At 71.5% G+C, this 16,386-nt stretch carries 15 protein-coding genes, 1 pseudogene and 1 riboswitch; of the genes and pseudogenes, 12 read left to right on the top strand and 4 right to left on the bottom strand.

Translation table 11 applies throughout. The features are described 5' to 3' along the window. Window positions 1-57 precede the first annotated feature (57 nt). Window positions 58-816, bottom strand: coding sequence for an SDR family oxidoreductase (locus tag V4Y04_RS05245; protein ID WP_332426129.1), 759 nt, complete (start codon window positions 814-816; stop codon window positions 58-60). Window positions 817-1,282: 466 nt separating this feature from the next. Next, window positions 1,283-1,413, top strand: a riboswitch (FMN riboswitch). Between the two features lie 144 nt (window positions 1,414-1,557). Between V4Y04_RS05245 and V4Y04_RS05240 the strand changes: the two genes are divergently transcribed. From V4Y04_RS05240 to V4Y04_RS05200, 9 genes are all read left to right on the top strand, one after another. After that, the gene (locus tag V4Y04_RS05240; RefSeq protein WP_332426128.1) at window positions 1,558-2,172 is read left to right on the top strand and encodes a riboflavin synthase; all 615 of its coding nucleotides are present in this window, start codon (window positions 1,558-1,560) and stop codon (window positions 2,170-2,172) included. After that, on the top strand, window positions 2,169-2,813 hold the full coding sequence (locus V4Y04_RS05235; protein WP_332426127.1) for a nicotinamide mononucleotide transporter family protein: 645 nt from the start codon (window positions 2,169-2,171) through the stop codon (window positions 2,811-2,813). The genes V4Y04_RS05240 and V4Y04_RS05235 overlap by 4 nt, the downstream gene beginning before the upstream one ends. Then, a complete protein-coding gene (locus V4Y04_RS05230; protein ID WP_332426126.1) occupies window positions 2,810-4,099 on the top strand; it encodes a bifunctional 3,4-dihydroxy-2-butanone-4-phosphate synthase/GTP cyclohydrolase II in 1,290 nt (429 codons plus the stop codon). The genes V4Y04_RS05235 and V4Y04_RS05230 overlap by 4 nt, the downstream gene beginning before the upstream one ends. 88 nt (window positions 4,100-4,187) lie before the next feature. Then, window positions 4,188-4,673 (top strand): 6,7-dimethyl-8-ribityllumazine synthase, encoded by a 486-nt coding sequence (ribH, locus tag V4Y04_RS05225; protein WP_332426125.1) that lies wholly within the window; start codon window positions 4,188-4,190, stop codon window positions 4,671-4,673. A 34-nt stretch (window positions 4,674-4,707) separates the two neighbouring features. Continuing rightward, a complete protein-coding gene (locus tag V4Y04_RS05220) occupies window positions 4,708-4,980 on the top strand; it encodes a phosphoribosyl-ATP diphosphatase (RefSeq protein WP_010046365.1) in 273 nt (90 codons plus the stop codon). Between the two features lie 64 nt (window positions 4,981-5,044). Continuing rightward, window positions 5,045-5,908: an ATP phosphoribosyltransferase gene (hisG, locus tag V4Y04_RS05215; RefSeq protein WP_332426124.1), complete on the top strand. Its 864-nt coding sequence runs from the start codon at window positions 5,045-5,047 to the stop codon at window positions 5,906-5,908. Window positions 5,909-5,933: 25 nt separating this feature from the next. After that, entirely contained in the window at window positions 5,934-6,443 is a 510-nt protein-coding gene (locus tag V4Y04_RS05210; protein WP_332426123.1) for a PH domain-containing protein, read from the top strand. Window positions 6,444-6,701: 258 nt separating this feature from the next. After that, window positions 6,702-8,045 carry a hemolysin family protein gene (locus V4Y04_RS05205; protein ID WP_332426122.1) on the top strand — a complete coding sequence of 448 codons (1,344 nt, stop codon included), beginning with the start codon at window positions 6,702-6,704 and terminating at the stop codon, window positions 8,043-8,045. After that, entirely contained in the window at window positions 8,042-9,238 is a 1,197-nt protein-coding gene (locus V4Y04_RS05200) for a hemolysin family protein (RefSeq protein ID WP_332426121.1), read from the top strand. The genes V4Y04_RS05205 and V4Y04_RS05200 overlap by 4 nt, the downstream gene beginning before the upstream one ends. 85 nt (window positions 9,239-9,323) lie before the next feature. Here the strand turns inward: V4Y04_RS05200 and V4Y04_RS05195 are convergent, their stop codons facing one another. Together V4Y04_RS05195 and V4Y04_RS05190 are read right to left on the bottom strand one after the other, a co-directional pair. Beyond that, window positions 9,324-11,192, bottom strand: a complete 1,869-nt coding sequence (locus tag V4Y04_RS05195; protein ID WP_332426120.1) for an AAA family ATPase — start codon at window positions 11,190-11,192, stop codon at window positions 9,324-9,326. A 430-nt stretch (window positions 11,193-11,622) separates the two neighbouring features. Then, entirely contained in the window at window positions 11,623-12,243 is a 621-nt protein-coding gene (locus V4Y04_RS05190; protein WP_332426119.1) for a hypothetical protein, read from the bottom strand. Window positions 12,244-12,606: 363 nt separating this feature from the next. Here V4Y04_RS05190 and V4Y04_RS05185 point away from each other — a divergent pair, with 363 nt between their 5' ends. From V4Y04_RS05185 to V4Y04_RS05175, 3 genes are all read left to right on the top strand, one after another. After that, window positions 12,607-13,992: a peptidase C39 family protein gene (locus V4Y04_RS05185; protein ID WP_332426118.1), complete on the top strand. Its 1,386-nt coding sequence runs from the start codon at window positions 12,607-12,609 to the stop codon at window positions 13,990-13,992. A gap of 186 nt (window positions 13,993-14,178) precedes the next feature. Continuing rightward, complete coding sequence (locus tag V4Y04_RS05180; protein WP_332426117.1) at window positions 14,179-14,334, top strand: SCO1431 family membrane protein; 156 nt, start codon at window positions 14,179-14,181, stop codon at window positions 14,332-14,334. 82 nt (window positions 14,335-14,416) lie between these two features. Further along, complete coding sequence (locus V4Y04_RS05175) at window positions 14,417-15,073, top strand: TetR/AcrR family transcriptional regulator (protein WP_332426116.1); 657 nt, start codon at window positions 14,417-14,419, stop codon at window positions 15,071-15,073. Window positions 15,074-15,143: 70 nt separating this feature from the next. On the opposite strand, the pseudogene V4Y04_RS05170 reads toward V4Y04_RS05175, so the two are convergent. After that, window positions 15,144-16,362: pseudogene (locus V4Y04_RS05170) on the bottom strand (glycoside hydrolase family 18 protein). Between the last annotated feature and the right edge of the window lie 24 nt (window positions 16,363-16,386).

The raw sequence follows: 16,386 nt of genomic DNA, 5'->3' as shown, positions 1-16,386 counted from the left end.
CCTCTGCGCCCGCGGCGGCTCATTCACCAGGTGCGCGCTCACTCGCCCGGCAGGTGCTCACCTGCCCGCGCGTACGCGCTCCGCCCGCGCCGCCAGGAACTCCTCGAAGGTGCCCTTGCCCACCGCGTGCTCCGGGGCGAGATGTCCGCCGGCACGGAAGGCGCGGTATGCCGCGCCCCGGAGGGGCACCTTGAGCACCGCGCGGCGGCGGCCCGTGGACTCCAGGTAGGACCGCGCCAGGGACTCCAGCGTGCGCACCTCCGGCCCGCCCATGTCCGCGACGCGCCCCGCGGGCCCGCCCCGGGCCAGCTCCGCCAGCCGGTCCGCGACCTCGGTCACCTCGATCGGCTGGTCCTTCACGCGGGCCGGCAGCAGCATCACCGGAGCCTTGCCCAGTCCCTGCAGGAGGGTGAGCACCAGGTCGTGGAACTGGGTCGCACGGAGCACGGTCCAGCCGAGACCCGACTCCTCGATCAGCCGCTCCACCGCGAACTTGGTCCTGTAGTAGCCGAACGGCACTTGGTCGACACCGACGATGGAGATGTAGACGAGGTGCCCCACCCCGGCCCGCCGCGCCGCCGTCACGAGGTGCCTCGCGGCCTCCTCGTCGCCGCCGCGCGGTGCGCTCGCGCAGTGGACGATCGTGTCCACCCCAGTGACGGCCGCGTCCAGCGCACTGCCGCCCCGGCGCAGGTCGACGGCGTACGGCTGGGAGTGCCGGCTGAGCACCCGCACCTCCTGCGCGCCCGTCCGCAACCGCTCGACGACGTGCCGGCCGAGGGTTCCCGTACCGCCGGTCACCAGGATCGTGGTCATGCCGTTCAGCTCCTCAGGTCCTGTTGTCGGACGAAGGCACTCCTGTCGGCGCACCTTCGTCAAGTCCATCAGGAGAGGGACGGAACCGCCGCCGGGAACGTGACATGGGACCGCGAACCGGTCCGGAGTGCGGGCCCGGAGTGCGGGACCGGAGGGTGAGGTGGTGAGGCCCGGCGGCGGGCAAGGGCCGTCGTCACCGCCGCCGGACCGGTCTCTGGGGAGGCTGAAGCAGACGGTAAGAGGACTAGACCATTTCGTCAATAGGTATGGACCAGCCCAGGGGTGTTCAGGCGTGCTCCGTTGGCGTCCAAGGGCGCGAAAGGGGGCGACGGCCGGGTGATCGCGGGCCGTCCTCCAGGAATCGCCCTGCGGTGACGGCGTGCGGTGTCACTTTCTGTGAGGCAGCCCACACCCCGCGCCCGTATGGACGGTCGGCGGGCATGGCACACTGGCCCTGTACCAGCAGCAGCGCACTCCGGGGTCGGTGAAAGTCCGAACCGGCGGTTACAGTCCGCGACCCGGCCGCTTCCAGTGGCCGGTTGACCAGGTGAAATTCCTGGACCGACGGTTAAAGTCCGGATGGGAGGCAGTGCGCGGCGGGCGAGCATCCATGCGCGCCGCCGTACCGGTTCGTCCTCGTGGCGGACCCCGTCCGGCGTCGCCCACGGTGCCTTCGTCCGTACTTCTGCCGTCATCGGCAGCCCCGGAGTCCGTGCCCGAAGAGGCAGGAGGACCCGGGAAGTGTTCACCGGAATCGTCGAAGAACTGGGCGAGATCACCGCCGTCGAGACCCTTGACGACGCCTGTCGTTTCCGGCTGCGCGGCCCCGCCGTCACCGAGGGCGCGAAGCACGGCGACTCGATCGCCGTCAACGGCGTCTGCCTCACCGTCGTGGACCACGAGGGTGACGAGTTCACCGCGGACGTGATGGCCGAGACCCTGAACCGCTCCAGCCTCGGCGCCCTCGCCGTCGGCTCCCGCGTCAACCTCGAACGCCCCATGGCCCTGGGCGCCCGCCTCGGTGGCCACATCGTGCAGGGGCACGTCGACGGCACCGGCAGGATCCTCGGGCGCGAGCCGTCCGAGAACTGGGAGATCGTCAGGATCTCGCTCCCCGCCGAACTCTCCCGCTACGTCGTGGAGAAGGGCTCCATCACGGTCGACGGCATCAGCCTCACCGTCGTCGACGCCGGGCAGGACTTCTTCACCGTCAGTCTGATCCCCACCACCCTCGCCCTGACCACCCTCGGGCTCAAGCAGAGCGGCGACCCGGTCAACCTCGAGGTGGACGTCATCGCCAAATACGTCGAGCGGCTGATCGGCGACCGTGCGACCGGTGAGGGGGCCACCAAGTGAACTGGCTGAACTCCGAGGCGTTCACCCTCTTCGACCAGCACATCAAGTGGTCGGACATGATCGGCAACGTGATCGGTCTGGCCGCCCTGGCCCTCGGCTGGCGGCGCTCCATCTGGACCTGGCCCGCCCAGTTCCTCTCGGGCGTCATCCTCTTCACGGCCTTCGCCACCGCCCACCTCTCCGGCAGCGCGGGCAAGCAGATCGTCGTGATGCTCGTCGCCGTGTGGGGTTTCCGGCAGTGGAACCGCGGCCGGCAGCAGGCGCAGGACGGTTCCCTCGCGGTGCGGTTCGCCACCTGGCGTGAGCGCGGCGCGCTGATCGGCCTGGCGGCCGTCGGCACTCTCGCCGTCGGCGGCCTGTTCACCGCCTTCCCGTCCCTGTCCTGGGACCCCTGGCCGGACGCTTACATCTTCGTCGGCACCATCGTCGCCATGTACGCCCAGGCCCGCGGCATGGTCGAGTTCTGGTTCGCCTGGCTGCTGGTCGACCTCGTCGGCGTACCGCTGAACTTCGCCAACGGCTTCGCCTTCTCCGGCTTCGTCTACGTCATCTACGGCGCGCTGGTCCTCTGGGGACTGCGCGACTGGTGGCTGCGCTCCCGCGAGGACGCGCACCCCGCACTGGAAGGAGCGCCGGCATGAGCACGGCACCGATCCTCTACAGCACCGAGAAGTCCGAGGACCTCATGCTCGACCCGGTCGAACAGGCCATCGCCGACATCGCGGCCGGCCGCCCCGTCGTGGTCGTCGACGACGAGGACCGCGAGAACGAGGGCGACCTCGTCGTCGCCGCCGAGAAGGCGACCCCCGAGATCGTCGCCTTCATGATGAGCGAATGCCGCGGACTGATCTGCGCCCCCATGGAGAGCGACGAGCTGGACCGGCTCCGCCTCCCGCAAATGGTCGAGGACAACACCGAGTCGATGAAGACGGCCTTCACCGTCTCCGTCGACGCGTCCGCCGCCCACGGCGTGAGCACCGGCATCTCGGCCGCCGACCGGGCCACCACACTCCAGCTCCTCGCGAGCGGCACCGCCGAGCCCTCCGAGCTCGTCCGCCCCGGCCACGTCTTCCCGCTGCGCGCCCGCTCCGGTGGCGTACTCGAACGCGACGGCCACACCGAGGCCGCCGTCGACCTCGCCCGCCTCGCGGGACTGCGCCCGGCCGGAGCCATCGTCGAGATCGCGGGCGAGGACGGCCGGATGCTGCGCCTGCCCGAACTGATTCCGTTCGCCCGCAAGCACGGCCTGACGATCATCTCCATCAAGGACCTGATCGCCCACCGTCGCAGCTGCGAGCCCACCGTCCGCCGCGAGGCGGAGGTCCGGCTGCCCACCTCCCACGGCGTGTTCACCGCCTACGGCTACCGCTCCACCGTCGACGGCGTCGAACACGTGGCCCTCGTCCACGGCGACATCGGCGACGGCCGGGACGTCCTCGTGCGCGTCCACTCCGAATGCCTCACCGGCGACATCTTCGGCTCCCAGCGCTGCGACTGCGGCCCCCAGCTGGACGCCTCCCTGGACCGCATCCAGGCGGAGGGGCGGGGCGTCGTCGTCTACCTGCGCGGACACGAGGGGCGCGGCATCGGCCTGATGTCCAAGCTGCGCGCCTACGAACTCCAGGAACGCGGACGCGACACCCTCGACGCCAACCTCGAACTCGGCCTGCCCGCCGACGCCCGTGACTACGCCGCCGGCGCGCGGATACTCGCCGACCTCGGGGTGCGCGGAGTCCGCCTGCTGACCAACAACCCCGACAAGTCCCAGGCACTTGTCCGGTACGGCATCGAGGTCACCGGCCGCGAGCCGATGCCCGTCACCGCCGGCGAGCACAACATCCGCTACCTGCGCACCAAGCGCGACCGGATGGGCCACGACCTGCCCTGGCTGGACACGCCGACCGTGCCCACCTGCGGCAACCAGTGACAGCGCCCGCCCGGGACAACCACCCACCACGGCAGCCGGCAGGAGAGCCTGCCCCCGGCGGCCGGCAAGAGAACCACCGAGGAGAGACGTGAGCGGCAAGGGTGCACCGGAACTGTCCGTACGCAACGTGGGGGACCTCCGTGTCGCCGTCGTCGCGGCACAGTGGCACGAGAAGGTGATGGACGGACTGGTCGACGGCGCCCTGCGCGCCCTGCACGACCTCGGCATCGACGAGCCGACCCTGCTGCGGGTCCCCGGCAGCTGGGAACTCCCGGTCGTGGCCAAGGTCCTCGCCGGACGCGGCTACGACGCGGTCGTCGCCCTCGGCGTCGTCGTCCGTGGCGGCACACCCCACTTCGAGTACGTGTGCCAGGGCGTCACCCAGGGGCTCACCCAGGTCAGCACCGACACCGGCGTGCCCGTCGGCTTCGGCCTGCTCACCTGCGACACCGAGGAACAGGCGCTGGACCGCGCCGGACTGCCCGGCTCCACCGAGGACAAGGGACACGAGGCGGTCACGGCGGCGGTGGCGACCGCGGCCACCCTGCGTTCGGTATCCGAACCCTGGCGGTGAGCAGCCCCCGACACCGCGTAGGGTAAGGACCACCATGTCCAAGAAGACGTTCGAGGAGCTCTTCACCGAGCTCCAGCACAAGGCCGCACACGGCGACCCCGCCACCTCCCGCACCGCCGAACTGGTGGAAAAGGGCGTCCATGCCATCGGCAAGAAGGTCGTCGAAGAGGCCGCAGAGGTCTGGATGGCCGCCGAGCACGAGGGCAAGGAAGCGGCCGCCGAGGAGATCTCGCAGCTGCTCTACCACGTCCAGGTGATGATGGTCGCCCGGGGCATTTCCCTCGACGACGTCTACGCCCACCTGTGAGTGCGGGCACCCCTACAACCCCTACCACCCCTGACAACGCCGGACCGCAAAGGAAGCCGACCTCATGCTGCGCATCGCACTCCCCAACAAGGGTTCACTGGCAGGCCCTGCGGCGGAGATGCTGCATGAGGCCGGCTACCAGCAGCGCCGGGAGTCGAAGGAACTGAGGATCGTCGACCCGGTCAACGAGGTCGAGTTCTTCTACCTCCGCCCCCGCGACATCGCCATCTACGTCTCGTCCGGCCGTCTCGACATCGGCATCACCGGCCGCGACCTCCTGATCGACTCCGGCGCCGAAGCCGAGGAGATCCTGCCTCTCGGCTTCGCCCGCTCCACCTTCCGTTTCGCCGCCAAGCCCAGCGCCGCCAGGAGCATCGCGGACCTGAACGGCAGCACGGTCGCCACCTCCTACGAGGGCATCGTCGCGCGGCACCTCGCCGAGCAGGGCATCGAAGCCTCCGTGGTCCACCTCGACGGAGCCGTCGAGACCGCCATCGAACTGGGCGTCGCCGAGGTCATCGCGGACGTGGTCGAGACCGGCACCTCCCTGCGCAACGCGGGCCTGGAGGTCATCGGCGAACCGATCATGACCTCCGAGGCCATCGTCATCCGCCGCACCGGCGCCGAGACCGGGGCCGACGACACCGCCGAGTCCAAGGTGGGCCAGTTCCTGCGGCGCCTCCAGGGCGTCCTCGTCGCCCGCACCTACGTGATGATGGACTACGACTGCCGGGTCGAGCAGCTGGAGAAGGCCGTCGCACTGACCCCCGGCCTGGAGTCCCCGACCGTGTCCCCGCTGCACAACGAGGGCTGGGTCGCCGTCCGCGCCATGGTCCCCTCCAAGGAGGCCCAGCGGATCATGGACGACCTCTACGACATCGGCGCCCGCGCCATCCTCACCACGGCCATCCACGCCTGCCGTCTCTGACCCGGACCGATCCCGGAGCCGCACCATGCCGGACCCCACCCCCGACACCACCCCGGATTCCGCCCCGGGCGCCCCGTCGGACCGACTGCCCGCCCTGCCCGTCACCTTCCGGCCGGGCCGCACCCGCGCGGTGCTGCTCTTCGCGGCCGTCGCGATCTTCGTGGCCATCTCCCTGATCGGGCTGCTGCTGAAGCAGTTCAGCCCGGGCGAGCGCCTCAGCTTCGTGTTCACCGCCGCGCTCCTGGCCGGGGTCCTGGCCCTGCTGTCCCGGCCCAGGGTCGACGCCGACGAGACGGGCGTCACCATTGTCAACATCGTGACCCGGCGCCGGCTGGAGTGGGCCCAGATCCTTCAGGTGAACCTCCGTCCGGGTGATCCCTGGGTCTTTCTCGACCTCAGTGACGGGACCAGCCTGCCGGTGCTCGGCATCCAGCCGGGCATTGCCCGGGAGCGCGCCATCGCCGACGCGCGGGCCCTGCGGGCGCTCACCGTGGCACGGACCACGACCACCGACCCCGGAAGCTCCCAGGGCTGACCCGGGAACACGTCAGGGACACCTCGGGGTCGTTCACCCTGCCGCAGTCGCCCCTGTCTTGATTAATCTGTCGGACACGGGCGCGGTGACCGCGCCCTCGCCCCTGCCGCCCCGCCCGGTGCCCCAGGGGCTCCAGCTATCCGAGGAGTGACCCTCTCCGGCGATGGACGGATCGTCCTGCAGTACGTGCGCCGCCCCCTGTCGACATAGCGCGGACCCGCTCCCCGAGGTCCGCGACCGTGCACAAGCGGCGGCATCATGACCACTCCCCTGCTGCTCCTCGCAGCCGCATTCCTGCTGATTCTCGCCAACGGGTTCTTCGTGGCCGCCGAGTTCGGCCTGGTCACCGTCGAGAGGCCGGACGCCGAACAGGCCGCCGCCGGCGGCGACCGGCGGGCCCACCGGGTCGTCGAGTCACTCAAGGAGCTGTCCTTCCAGCTTTCCGGCACCCAGCTCGGTATCACCCTCACCTCCCTGGTCGTCGGCATGCTCGCCGAACCCGCGCTCGCCGAACTGCTGCACGGCCCCGTCACCGGCATCGGCGTCCCCACCGGCGCGGTCTCCACCGTCGCCGTGGTCATCGGCATGCTGCCGGCCTCCGCCGTGCAGATGGTCATCGGCGAACTCGTGCCCAAGAACTGGGCGGTGTCCCGCCCTCTTCAGGTCGCGCGGTTCGTCGCCGGCCCGCAGCATGCCTTCGCCCGCGTGTTCCGCCCGGTCATCGCCGGACTCAACGCCGTGGCCAACCGGCTCGTGCGCACCCTGGGCATCGAGCCCACCGCGGAACTGGCCTCCGCTCGCAGCCCCGGTGAACTCGTCTCCCTGGCCCGGCACTCCGCGCGGGCCGGCACCCTGGAACAGGACACCGCGGACCTCTTCGTACGGACTCTGTCCCTGGCCGGACTGACCGCGCAGCACGTCATGACCCCGCGCGTGAAGGTCAGCGCCCTGCAGGACTCCGCGACCGCCGAGGACGTGGTGAACCTGACCCGGGCCACCGGCCTGTCCCGCTTCCCCGTCTACCGGGAGCGGATCGACGACGTCGTCGGCATGGTCCACCTCAAGGACGCCCTCGCGGTGCCCCCGCCCGACCGGCTGCGCACCCCCGTCGGCGGCATCGCCCGCCCCGTGCTGCTCGTCCCCGAATCCCTGCCCGTACGGCCGCTGCTGGCACGGCTGCGCAGTGGGCAGCCCATCGCGGTCGTCGTCGACGAGTACGGGGGCACGGCCGGTGTGGTCACCCTGGAGGACATCGTCGAGGAGATCGTCGGCGAGGTCCTCGACGAACACGACGACCTGCTCGGCGAGGCCTCCGAGCCCGTCCCCGCCCCGCCGGAGGACGGCAGCCCCGCCTGGGACGTCGACGGCAGCGTCCGCGTCGACGTTCTGCTCCGCACAGGCCTCGGCGTGCCCGAGGGGCCCTACGCGACCGTCGCCGGTCTGGTCGCCGATCTGCTCGGCCGGATCCCGGCCGTCGGCGACCGCGCGGAACTGCCCGGCTGGCGGCTTTCGGTGCGCCGCGTCGGACACAACCGCGCCGAGCGCGTCCGTCTGGTCCGGGCGGCCGAGGCCGCCCCGCCGCTCGTGGAGGCGACCGGATGAATCTGCTGCACCTCCTGTTCGCCGCGCTGCTCGTCCTCGCCAACGGCTTCTTCGTGGGTGCCGAGTTCGCGCTGGTCTCCGTGCGCCGCAGCCAGATCGAACCGCTCGGCACCGCACGGGCCCGCCAGGTTCTCCACGGGCTCGAGCATCTGCCACAGATGATGGCGGCGGCCCAGTTCGGCATCACCGTCTGCTCGCTGACCCTCGGTGCGGTCGCCGAACCGACGGTCGCCCGTCTGTTGGAGCCGGTCTTCGGATGGATGAGTCTGCCGCACAGCATGGTTCATCCGCTCGGTTACGTCATCGCGCTCGCCGTCGTGGTCTTCTTCCACCTCGTCATCGGCGAGATGGTTCCGAAGAACCTCGCGATGGCGGCCCCCGAGAAGGCCGCGCTGTGGCTGAGCCCCGGACTGGTCTGGTTCGCCCGCCTGTGCAGACCCGTCACGGTCGCCCTCGGCGCCTGCGCCCGGACCGTCCTGCGGGCCTTCCGCGTCGAACCGAAGGACGAGATCGAGGCCGTCTTCACCAGCGAGCAGCTCAACCGGCTCGTCGAGGACGCCGGCCAGGCGGGCCTCCTCGACCCCGAGGAGACAGAGCGTCTGGAGGACGCCCTGGAGCTGGGCTCCCGCCCAGTGACGGACGTACTGCTGCCCCGCGAGTCACTGGTGACGGTCGGCCCCGAGGCCACCCCGGCCCGGATCGTGGAACTCACCGCCCGCACCGGGTACTCCCGGTTCCCGGTCGCCGCACCCGACGGCGCCTTCATGGGCTACCTGCACGTCAAGGACGTACTCGACCTGGAGGAGCCCGACCGGGCGGTGCCGCAGCAGCTCTGGCGGCGCATGCCGGCCCTGGGGACCGACGTCCCGCTCGGCGACGCCCTCACCGTGATGCGCCGCGCCGCCACCCACCTTGCCCAGGTGATCGACGGGTCCGGCCGGATACGGGGCCTGGTGGCCCTGGAGGACGTTCTGGAACTGCTGGTGGGCGAGGTCCGGGACCCGGCGCACCGCGAGAGACCGGGCACGCGGGCGAACGGCGTGACGCGGCCCGGCACCGGTTCGAGGCCGGACCTCGGAACGCGTCCCGGCACCGGATCGGCGCCGGCCGGCGGAACGCTGTCCGGCACGGGGGCAGCTGCCGGGGTGACCGAACCCGGGAGCAGTGCCCGGAAGGGAGTGCTCACCGGCTGACGTCAGGGGCGCGGTGCTCCGGGAGCAAGTGCCACAGTGCGCACCGGCGGGTGCGCCGGGCAGGAGCCGCGGGGACCCGTCGGTCTCATGCCGCCGGAGGGTCCTGCGGCCTCCGCCCGGACAGCACCTCCCCGTACGCCTGCATCAGATCCGGCAGCCGCAGCGTCGCCAGGTCCTCCCGGGTCAGCGTGCCCGGATACGCCGGATACGCCGACAGCCGCAGATCCCGGTACGCGCAGCTCTTCTCGTACAAGGTCCGCAGGAAGCGCCCGTTGCCCAGCTCGTCGATCCACCCCTGGTCCACCACGTGCCCGGCGATGGACCGCAGTTCGTCCAGCGCCTCCTCGTCCCACACGTCGCCGTTCTCGGCGGCCAGTACCTCGCCGATCGAGGTGAGTTCGAGGGGCCGGTAGGAGGGGAAATCGACGCGGGTGGTGAAACGGGAGGACAGACCGGGGTTGGCACCCAGGAGACGGTCCATGCCCTCCGGATAGCCGGCCAGTATGACCACCAGATGGTCGCGGTTGTCCTCGGCCCGCTTCAGCAGTACCTGGAGCGCCTCGTCGCCGTACGCGTCGCCCTTGCCGTAGCCGGAGTTGGAGAGCGCGTAGGCCTCGTCGACGAAGAGGACCCCGCCGAGCGCGGAGTCGATCAGTTCGTTGGCCTTCACCGCAGTCTGGCCCAGATACTCGCCGACCAGATCGGCCCGCTGGGCCTCCACAAGATGGTCGCCGCCGAGCAGCCCGAGGGCGTAGAAGACCCGGCCCAGGATGCGGGCCACCGTGGTCTTGCCGGTGCCGGACGGCCCGGAGAAGACGAAGTGCCGTTTCGGCGGCTGCACCGGCAGCCCCTGCCCGGCCCGCAGCCGCGCCATGTTCAGCTGCGCCGACAATGCTTTGACCTGGCGCTTCACCGGTTCCAGGCCGACCATGCGCTCCAGCTCGGCGAGCGCTTCCTCCAGTAGGGCGGGATCGGTGGGGCCGGTCGGCAGCGGCATCACCGGGTCGCCCGTCCTCGCACGTACCGAGGGGCCCGTGACCGGCGGCACGGGCGCGGGCGGCTCCTGCTCGGACAGCATCAGATCACGGCCCTCGGTGTCGAACAGCGGGTCGAGGGTGTCCGGGCCGTCCAGCAGGTCCCCGCCCGCACCGCCGAGCGTGACCGGGCCGAGGTCGGCCGGGTCGTCGTAGCCGTCCCCCTCGGAGATGGCGGCGAGCCGGGCCGACGTGTCCATGAACGCGGGGTCGACCCGGTGCACGGCCCGGTACAGGGGGAGCGCGGCGGCGCTGCGACCGGTGCCCTCGTGGGCGCGCGCCAGCCAGTAGCGCAGCTCCTTGCGTTGCGGCTGCTCGCTGCGGCAGCGCATCAGGGCCGCCGACAGCAGCGGTTCGGCCTGCCCGTACATCTCCAGACGCACCCGGGCCATCCCGCCGAACAGACCCGTCTCGATCCCGAGCAGCGGATCACCGTGCAGTGGGTCGGTGTGCCGGACCAGCTGCTCCCAGTCCTTGACCAGATAGGCGCGGCAGGCGTGCAGGAAGCGGACCTGCGGGTCGGTGTCCACCGGAGGGAGCCCGGCAAGGGCGCGGTCCAGCTCGGGGACATGGCGGCCGTCCAGCCAGTGGGAGGCGTGCGCGAGCAGCAGATCGCGCGGGCTCTCCAGCACCGGCTGCACCCACCACCCGAGCCAGTACCAGGAGTTGATGGTGCGGCGGTGCCGGGCACGTTGTTCGCCGAAGCGGTCCCGGTGCCGGAACATCCGCAGCAGCGAGGCCGTCGTGTCGACGCGCAGCGCGTGCAGGCCGAGCCAGCCGTCCGCCATCCCCGGGTCGATCCGCACCGCGGCCCGGAACTCCTCCTCGGCCTGTGGATAGGCGCCCATCGTGTAGGCGTCCACACCCCGCAGCCAGGCGAGGTCGGCAGGGGCCTGGGGTCCCTGCGTGCCGAAGTCCATCACGTCCCCCACAAACCGTGCCCCGTCGGTATACCCCACCGGCCCTCGCCCGCCGGTTGCCCTGGAGCGAACCGCTGTGCCGCGGACCGGAGTTGCACGGTGCGCGAAGCGGCGTCCGCAGGTCGCACCGAAGGCATCGTACCTGCGGCGCCGCGACCTCCGTAGAGGGCCGTACCCGCAGCGGGACGACAGGGGGAGGAGGACGTCCGCACCGCGCTGTGACCGAGGGTGATCGTCATATGCCGCTCGGCGTTCGAAAAGGGCGGAGGAGGCAGAACGAAGCCCCCGATCACGGGGGAACAACCGGGGGCTTCGCGTCTGCGGGCGGCTCCGAATGGCCGCACATTGAGAACGTAAGACCTGTACGGCCCCACGGTCAAGCGGAGTTGGAGCACTCCGGCGACTTGCCCGGGAGGGGGTCTTCACGAATTCAACACACTGCGGACGACTCGTCACCGTGCGTGAGGGGCGGGTTCGGATCAGCGGCCCCGGCAGGCCCGGAAAGCACCTCGTATCCCGTCCCGCGCTCCCGAACCAGCCGGTGTGCGAAGGGACGTGACGGGTCGTCGGCGAAGTGCCGCCGCTCCGCCCCGACCCAGCCGTCCCAGAAGCCCCGCTGTTCCTCCCCGTCCCGCGCTCGCCCCCGCGACCAGGATTCCTCCGGGGGCAGATCCATCCACAGCAGCAGCGCCAGATACGGCCGCAGCGCCCGTCGCCCCGCGCCGACACCCTCGACGACGACCACCGGGGCGGGCGGCAGCGGGCGCGGCGGTCCGAAGGCGCGGGCCCGCCAGTCGTAAGGGGTGTAGGACGCCTGATCGCCGCGACCGAGTGGACCGATCACCTGGCTCAGCAGCCGACCGGTCCAGCCGAACAGCTCCTCGTGGCTGGCGATGTCGTCGAGCCGCAGTACGGGAGCGCCGCCCAGCGCGTCGGCCAGCCGCCCGGCGAACGTGGACTTCCCGGAGCCGGCGTGTCCGTCGACACCGACCAGCCGGACCGGTCCGCAGGAGGGGGCGAGCCGGTGAATGCGGGAGACGAGATCGTGCATGACTGGTTCCGGGGTGAGACGGGACGGGACGGGGTGGGGAGAGACGGTGACGGAGCCCCACTCTAGGACCTGCCCGCCCTCCCGGAACGATCCGCACGGCCGACGGGCCGATGGCCCCGCCGAACCGCTGATCCGTTGAACCGCCGAACCGCCGAACCGCCGAACCGCCGAACCGCCGAACCGCCGAACCGCCGAACCGCCGAACCGCCGCCGCGCGTGCCATTGGTCGAGTCCGGTGGCGGTCGGCGCGGCACGGCCCGGGTGCTGGCGGGGCCCGCCCGGTGCGTCCATAGTGGGCGGGCGTCGCTCCACCCGGTGGAGCGAGGCCGAGTCCGACTCCGACACCTGGGGGGTTCTTCACCCATGAGCAGAGCCGAACAGCCGTCCCGCAGAAGCCTCCTGGCCGCGGCGGTCGTCACCGCCGTCGCGTCGAGCGCGGGCCCGGCGTCCGCCCACGCCATGACCGGCCGGTCCGCCGGCTCGGCGGGCGGCTCCGCGGACCCCGAAGCGGCCGCGGCCCGCCGCGTCGACAACCGGGCCTGGACCTCGTACGGCGACTGGCGCACCGGCCGCGCCGAGGGCACCCGTGCCGTCGCGGGCGTCCGCCCCGGCCTGGTGATCGCGAAGGCGGCCGGCACCACCGCCTCCACCGATCCGCACACCGGCCGCACCGCCGCCTGGGAGTACGCGACCTGGACCTCGCCCGTCCACCGGCTCACCGTGCCGGCGACGGAGGCCATCGTCTCCTGGAACGCGCGCACCCCCGACGGCACCTGGATCCAGGCCGAGTTGCAGGGCACGTACACGGACGGCACCGGCACACCCTGGTACGTGATGGGCCGTTGGGCGGCCGGCGACCAGGACATCCTTCGCACCTCGGTGGACGACCAGAGCGACGGCCGGAGCACGGTCTGGACCGACACCCTCGCCGTCGACGACGCGGCCTCGGGCCTGCGCCTGGTCTCGTACCGGCTGCGGCTGACCCTTCACCGCCGTCCCGGCACGAAACTCACCCCTACCGTGTGGCGGATCGGCGCGATGGGCTCCGACGTGCCCGACCGCTTCACCGTCCCGGCGTCCCCGCCCGGCGCGGCCCGGGAACTGATCGTCCCGCGCTACTCGCAGGAGATCCACAAAGGTCAGTACCCGGAGTACGACAACGGCGGCGAGGCCTGGTGCAGCCCGACCTCCTCACAGATGATCATCGAGTACTGGGGCGGCCGGCTCACCGGGGAACAGCTGGCCTGGGTCGACCCGTCCTACGCCGACCCGCAGGTGTGCCACGCGGCCCGCCACACCTACGACCACCAGTACGAGGGCTGCGGCAACTGGCCGTTCAACGCCGCCTACGCCGCCACCTTCGAGGGCCTTCAGGGCGTCGTCACCCGGCTCGGTTCGCTGACCGACCTGGAGAAGCTGATCGCGGCGGGCATCCCGGCCATCACGTCCCAGTCCTTCCTCGAGGAGGAGCTGACCGGAGCGGGATACGGTACCGCCGGACACCTGATGACCGTGATCGGCTTCACGCCCGACGGCGACGTCATCGCCAACGACCCCGCCTCCCCGGACAACGAGTCCGTCCGGCGCGTCTACCGGCGTCGCGAATGGGAGAACATCTGGCTCAGGACCAAGCGGTACAACGCCTCCGGCAAGATCGCCTCCGGCACCGGCGGAGTCTGCTACCTCTTCTTCCCCGCGCGCCCCACCCCGCGCATGCGCAGGGCGCTCGCGGCCGTCGGCGTGCGCTGAACCAGTCCGTGCGGCGGGCTCCCACCGTGCGGCGGGCTCCCACCGATCGTCCGACGGCCGTCGGAGGGTCCGCCGCACCCCTGACGCGTACCGTGTGACCAAGCTCTCGGCCGCAAAAGCCGCTCGCGGTGGCAAGGTGGACAGCGCCGTGGGGGAGTCCACGGTCCCCGAGACCAGCGAGAAGCCATGACCGCGAACGCAGCCACCGCCCCCGCCGCCGCCGTCCCCGGTGTCCGCACCGGCGGCCCCCGGGAGGACGGCCCGAAGATCCTCGAGCACATCATGGGATGGACCCTCGTCATGGTCGTCGCGATGTTCGTGACGCAGCTCGGACTTCTCTGACCTCCGGACCGCTCCGGCCTGCCGCGAGGGCCGACCTGCCATACTGCGGATGTCCCGCCCTTCGCAGGAAGCCAGGTCAGGATTGAATATCAGTCAGCAATCCGCCGTGCGCCCCGGAGCGCGCAGCACCGAGCGTTCGCTGGCACGTCGTGCCGAACTCATCGGCATCGGCCGGAAACTGTTCGCCGACACGTCGTACGACGCGCTCTCCATGGACGACATCGCGCGCCAGGCGCATGTTGCCAAGGGGCTGATCTACTACTATTTCCACTCCAAGCGGGGCTACTACCTCGCCATCATCCAGGACTCGGTCGCCGGCCTGGTCGCCTTCGCCGCGGGCGGTGTCGAACTGCCGCCCGCCCAGCGGGTGCACCGCACCGTCGACAGCTACCTGCGCTACGCCGAGCACAACCAGGCCGCGTACCGCACGATCGTCAGCGGCGGCGTCGGCTTCGACACCGAGGTGCACGCCGTCCGGGACGGGGTGCGCGAGGCGATCGTCGAGACCATCGCCGAGGGCGCGTACGGAACCGCGGACATCACACCCGTGGCACGGATGGGCCTGCTCTCCTGGGTCTGCAGCGTCGAGGGTGCCACCCTCGACTGGATCGACCGCCCCGGGCTGCCCCGCGAGACCATGTGCGAGCTGCTGGTGAAGACGCTCGGTGGAGCCATGCGCGCCATCGAGGAACTGGACCCCACGCACCCGGCCCCGGAGCCCGCCCGGCGCGACGTCTGACACGACGGGCGGGCGTGCCGGGGGCGGAGGCCCTCCGCGGAACCTTCGCCCCCGGCACGCCCGCCCGCGGTTACCTGATCGCGCCGATCAGTTCACCGTTCGCGGTGTCGCCGCTCAGTTCCCAGAAGAACGTGTCGGCGAGACCCTGCTGCTCCTTGCGGTCCATCTTGCTCGCGACGGTGGCCGGGGTGTCGTAACTCCACCAGTCCTTGCCGCACCTGGCGTAGGCGGTACCGCCCACCGTGCCGGTCGCCGGGCACTTCTCCTTGAGCACCTTGTAGTCGTCGATGCCGGGCTCGTACGTACCCGTCGCCGGACCGGTCGCGGTGCCACCGGGCTCGGAGTGCGTGACGCCCGCCCAGCCGCGCCCGTAGAAGCCGATGCAGAGCAATAGCTCGGAGGCCGGGACGCCGAGGCCCTTGAGCTTCGCGATGGTCGTCGCGGTGTGCGTGCCGGCCTTCGGGATGCCGTCGTAGGCGGTCAGCGGCGAGTGCGGGGCGGTGGACCGGCGGCGTCCCAGGCGCCGAAGAAGTCGTACGTCCTCGGGTTGTACCAGTCGAGGTACCCGGCGGCGCCGGCGTAGTCCGCCGCGTCGGTCCTGCCGCCGTCCGTGGCGTCGGCGGTGATCGCCGCGGTGACCAGGTCGCCGGAGCCGAACGTGGCGCGCAGCGCGGACATCAGGTCCGTGAAGGACTCCCGGCCGCTGGTGTCACAGGTGGCGCCGCAGGCGTTCGGGTACTCCCCATCGATGTCGATGCCGTCGAAGACGTCGGCCCACTTCGAGTTCTCGACCAGGTCGTAGCGGGACCGGGCGAACGCGGCCGGGTGAACGCGGCCGGGTCCTTCGCGGCCTCGCCGAAGCCGCCGGACCAGGTCCAGCCGCCGAACGACCGCAGCACCTTCGGATCGGGGTGCTTCCGCTTCAGCTCGCGCAGCCGGTGGAAGGTGCCGCGCGGCGGCTGGTCCCAGGTGTCCGCCACGCCGTCGACGGACTCGGCGGCGGTGTGGGCCCGCTCGGTGGCCGCGTAGGTGTCGCCCATCGCGCGCTTGCCGCCGGTGACGTTGCCGAAGGCGTAGTCGATGTGCGTGAGCTTGTCCGCGGAGCCCGAGGTCTCGATGTTCTTGACGTGGTACGCGCGGTCGTAGGTGCCCCATTCGGTGAAGTGCCCGATGACCTTGGAACCTGCGGCGGCCTCCTGAGCCGGGGCCGCCGCGGCGGTCGAGGTGCCTGCGCCGGCGCGCAGTCCGGCACCGAGCGCGGCGCCGCCGGGTACCACGAGCGCCCGCAGGGGGCGGTGGCGGTGGGGGACGGC

The organism is Streptomyces sp. P9-A2, from assembly GCF_036634175.1.
Classification (GTDB): domain Bacteria; phylum Actinomycetota; class Actinomycetes; order Streptomycetales; family Streptomycetaceae; genus Streptomyces; species Streptomyces pratens.
Note: the sequence above shows the minus strand (reverse complement) of the source record. Positions and strands in the feature narration are given on the sequence as shown.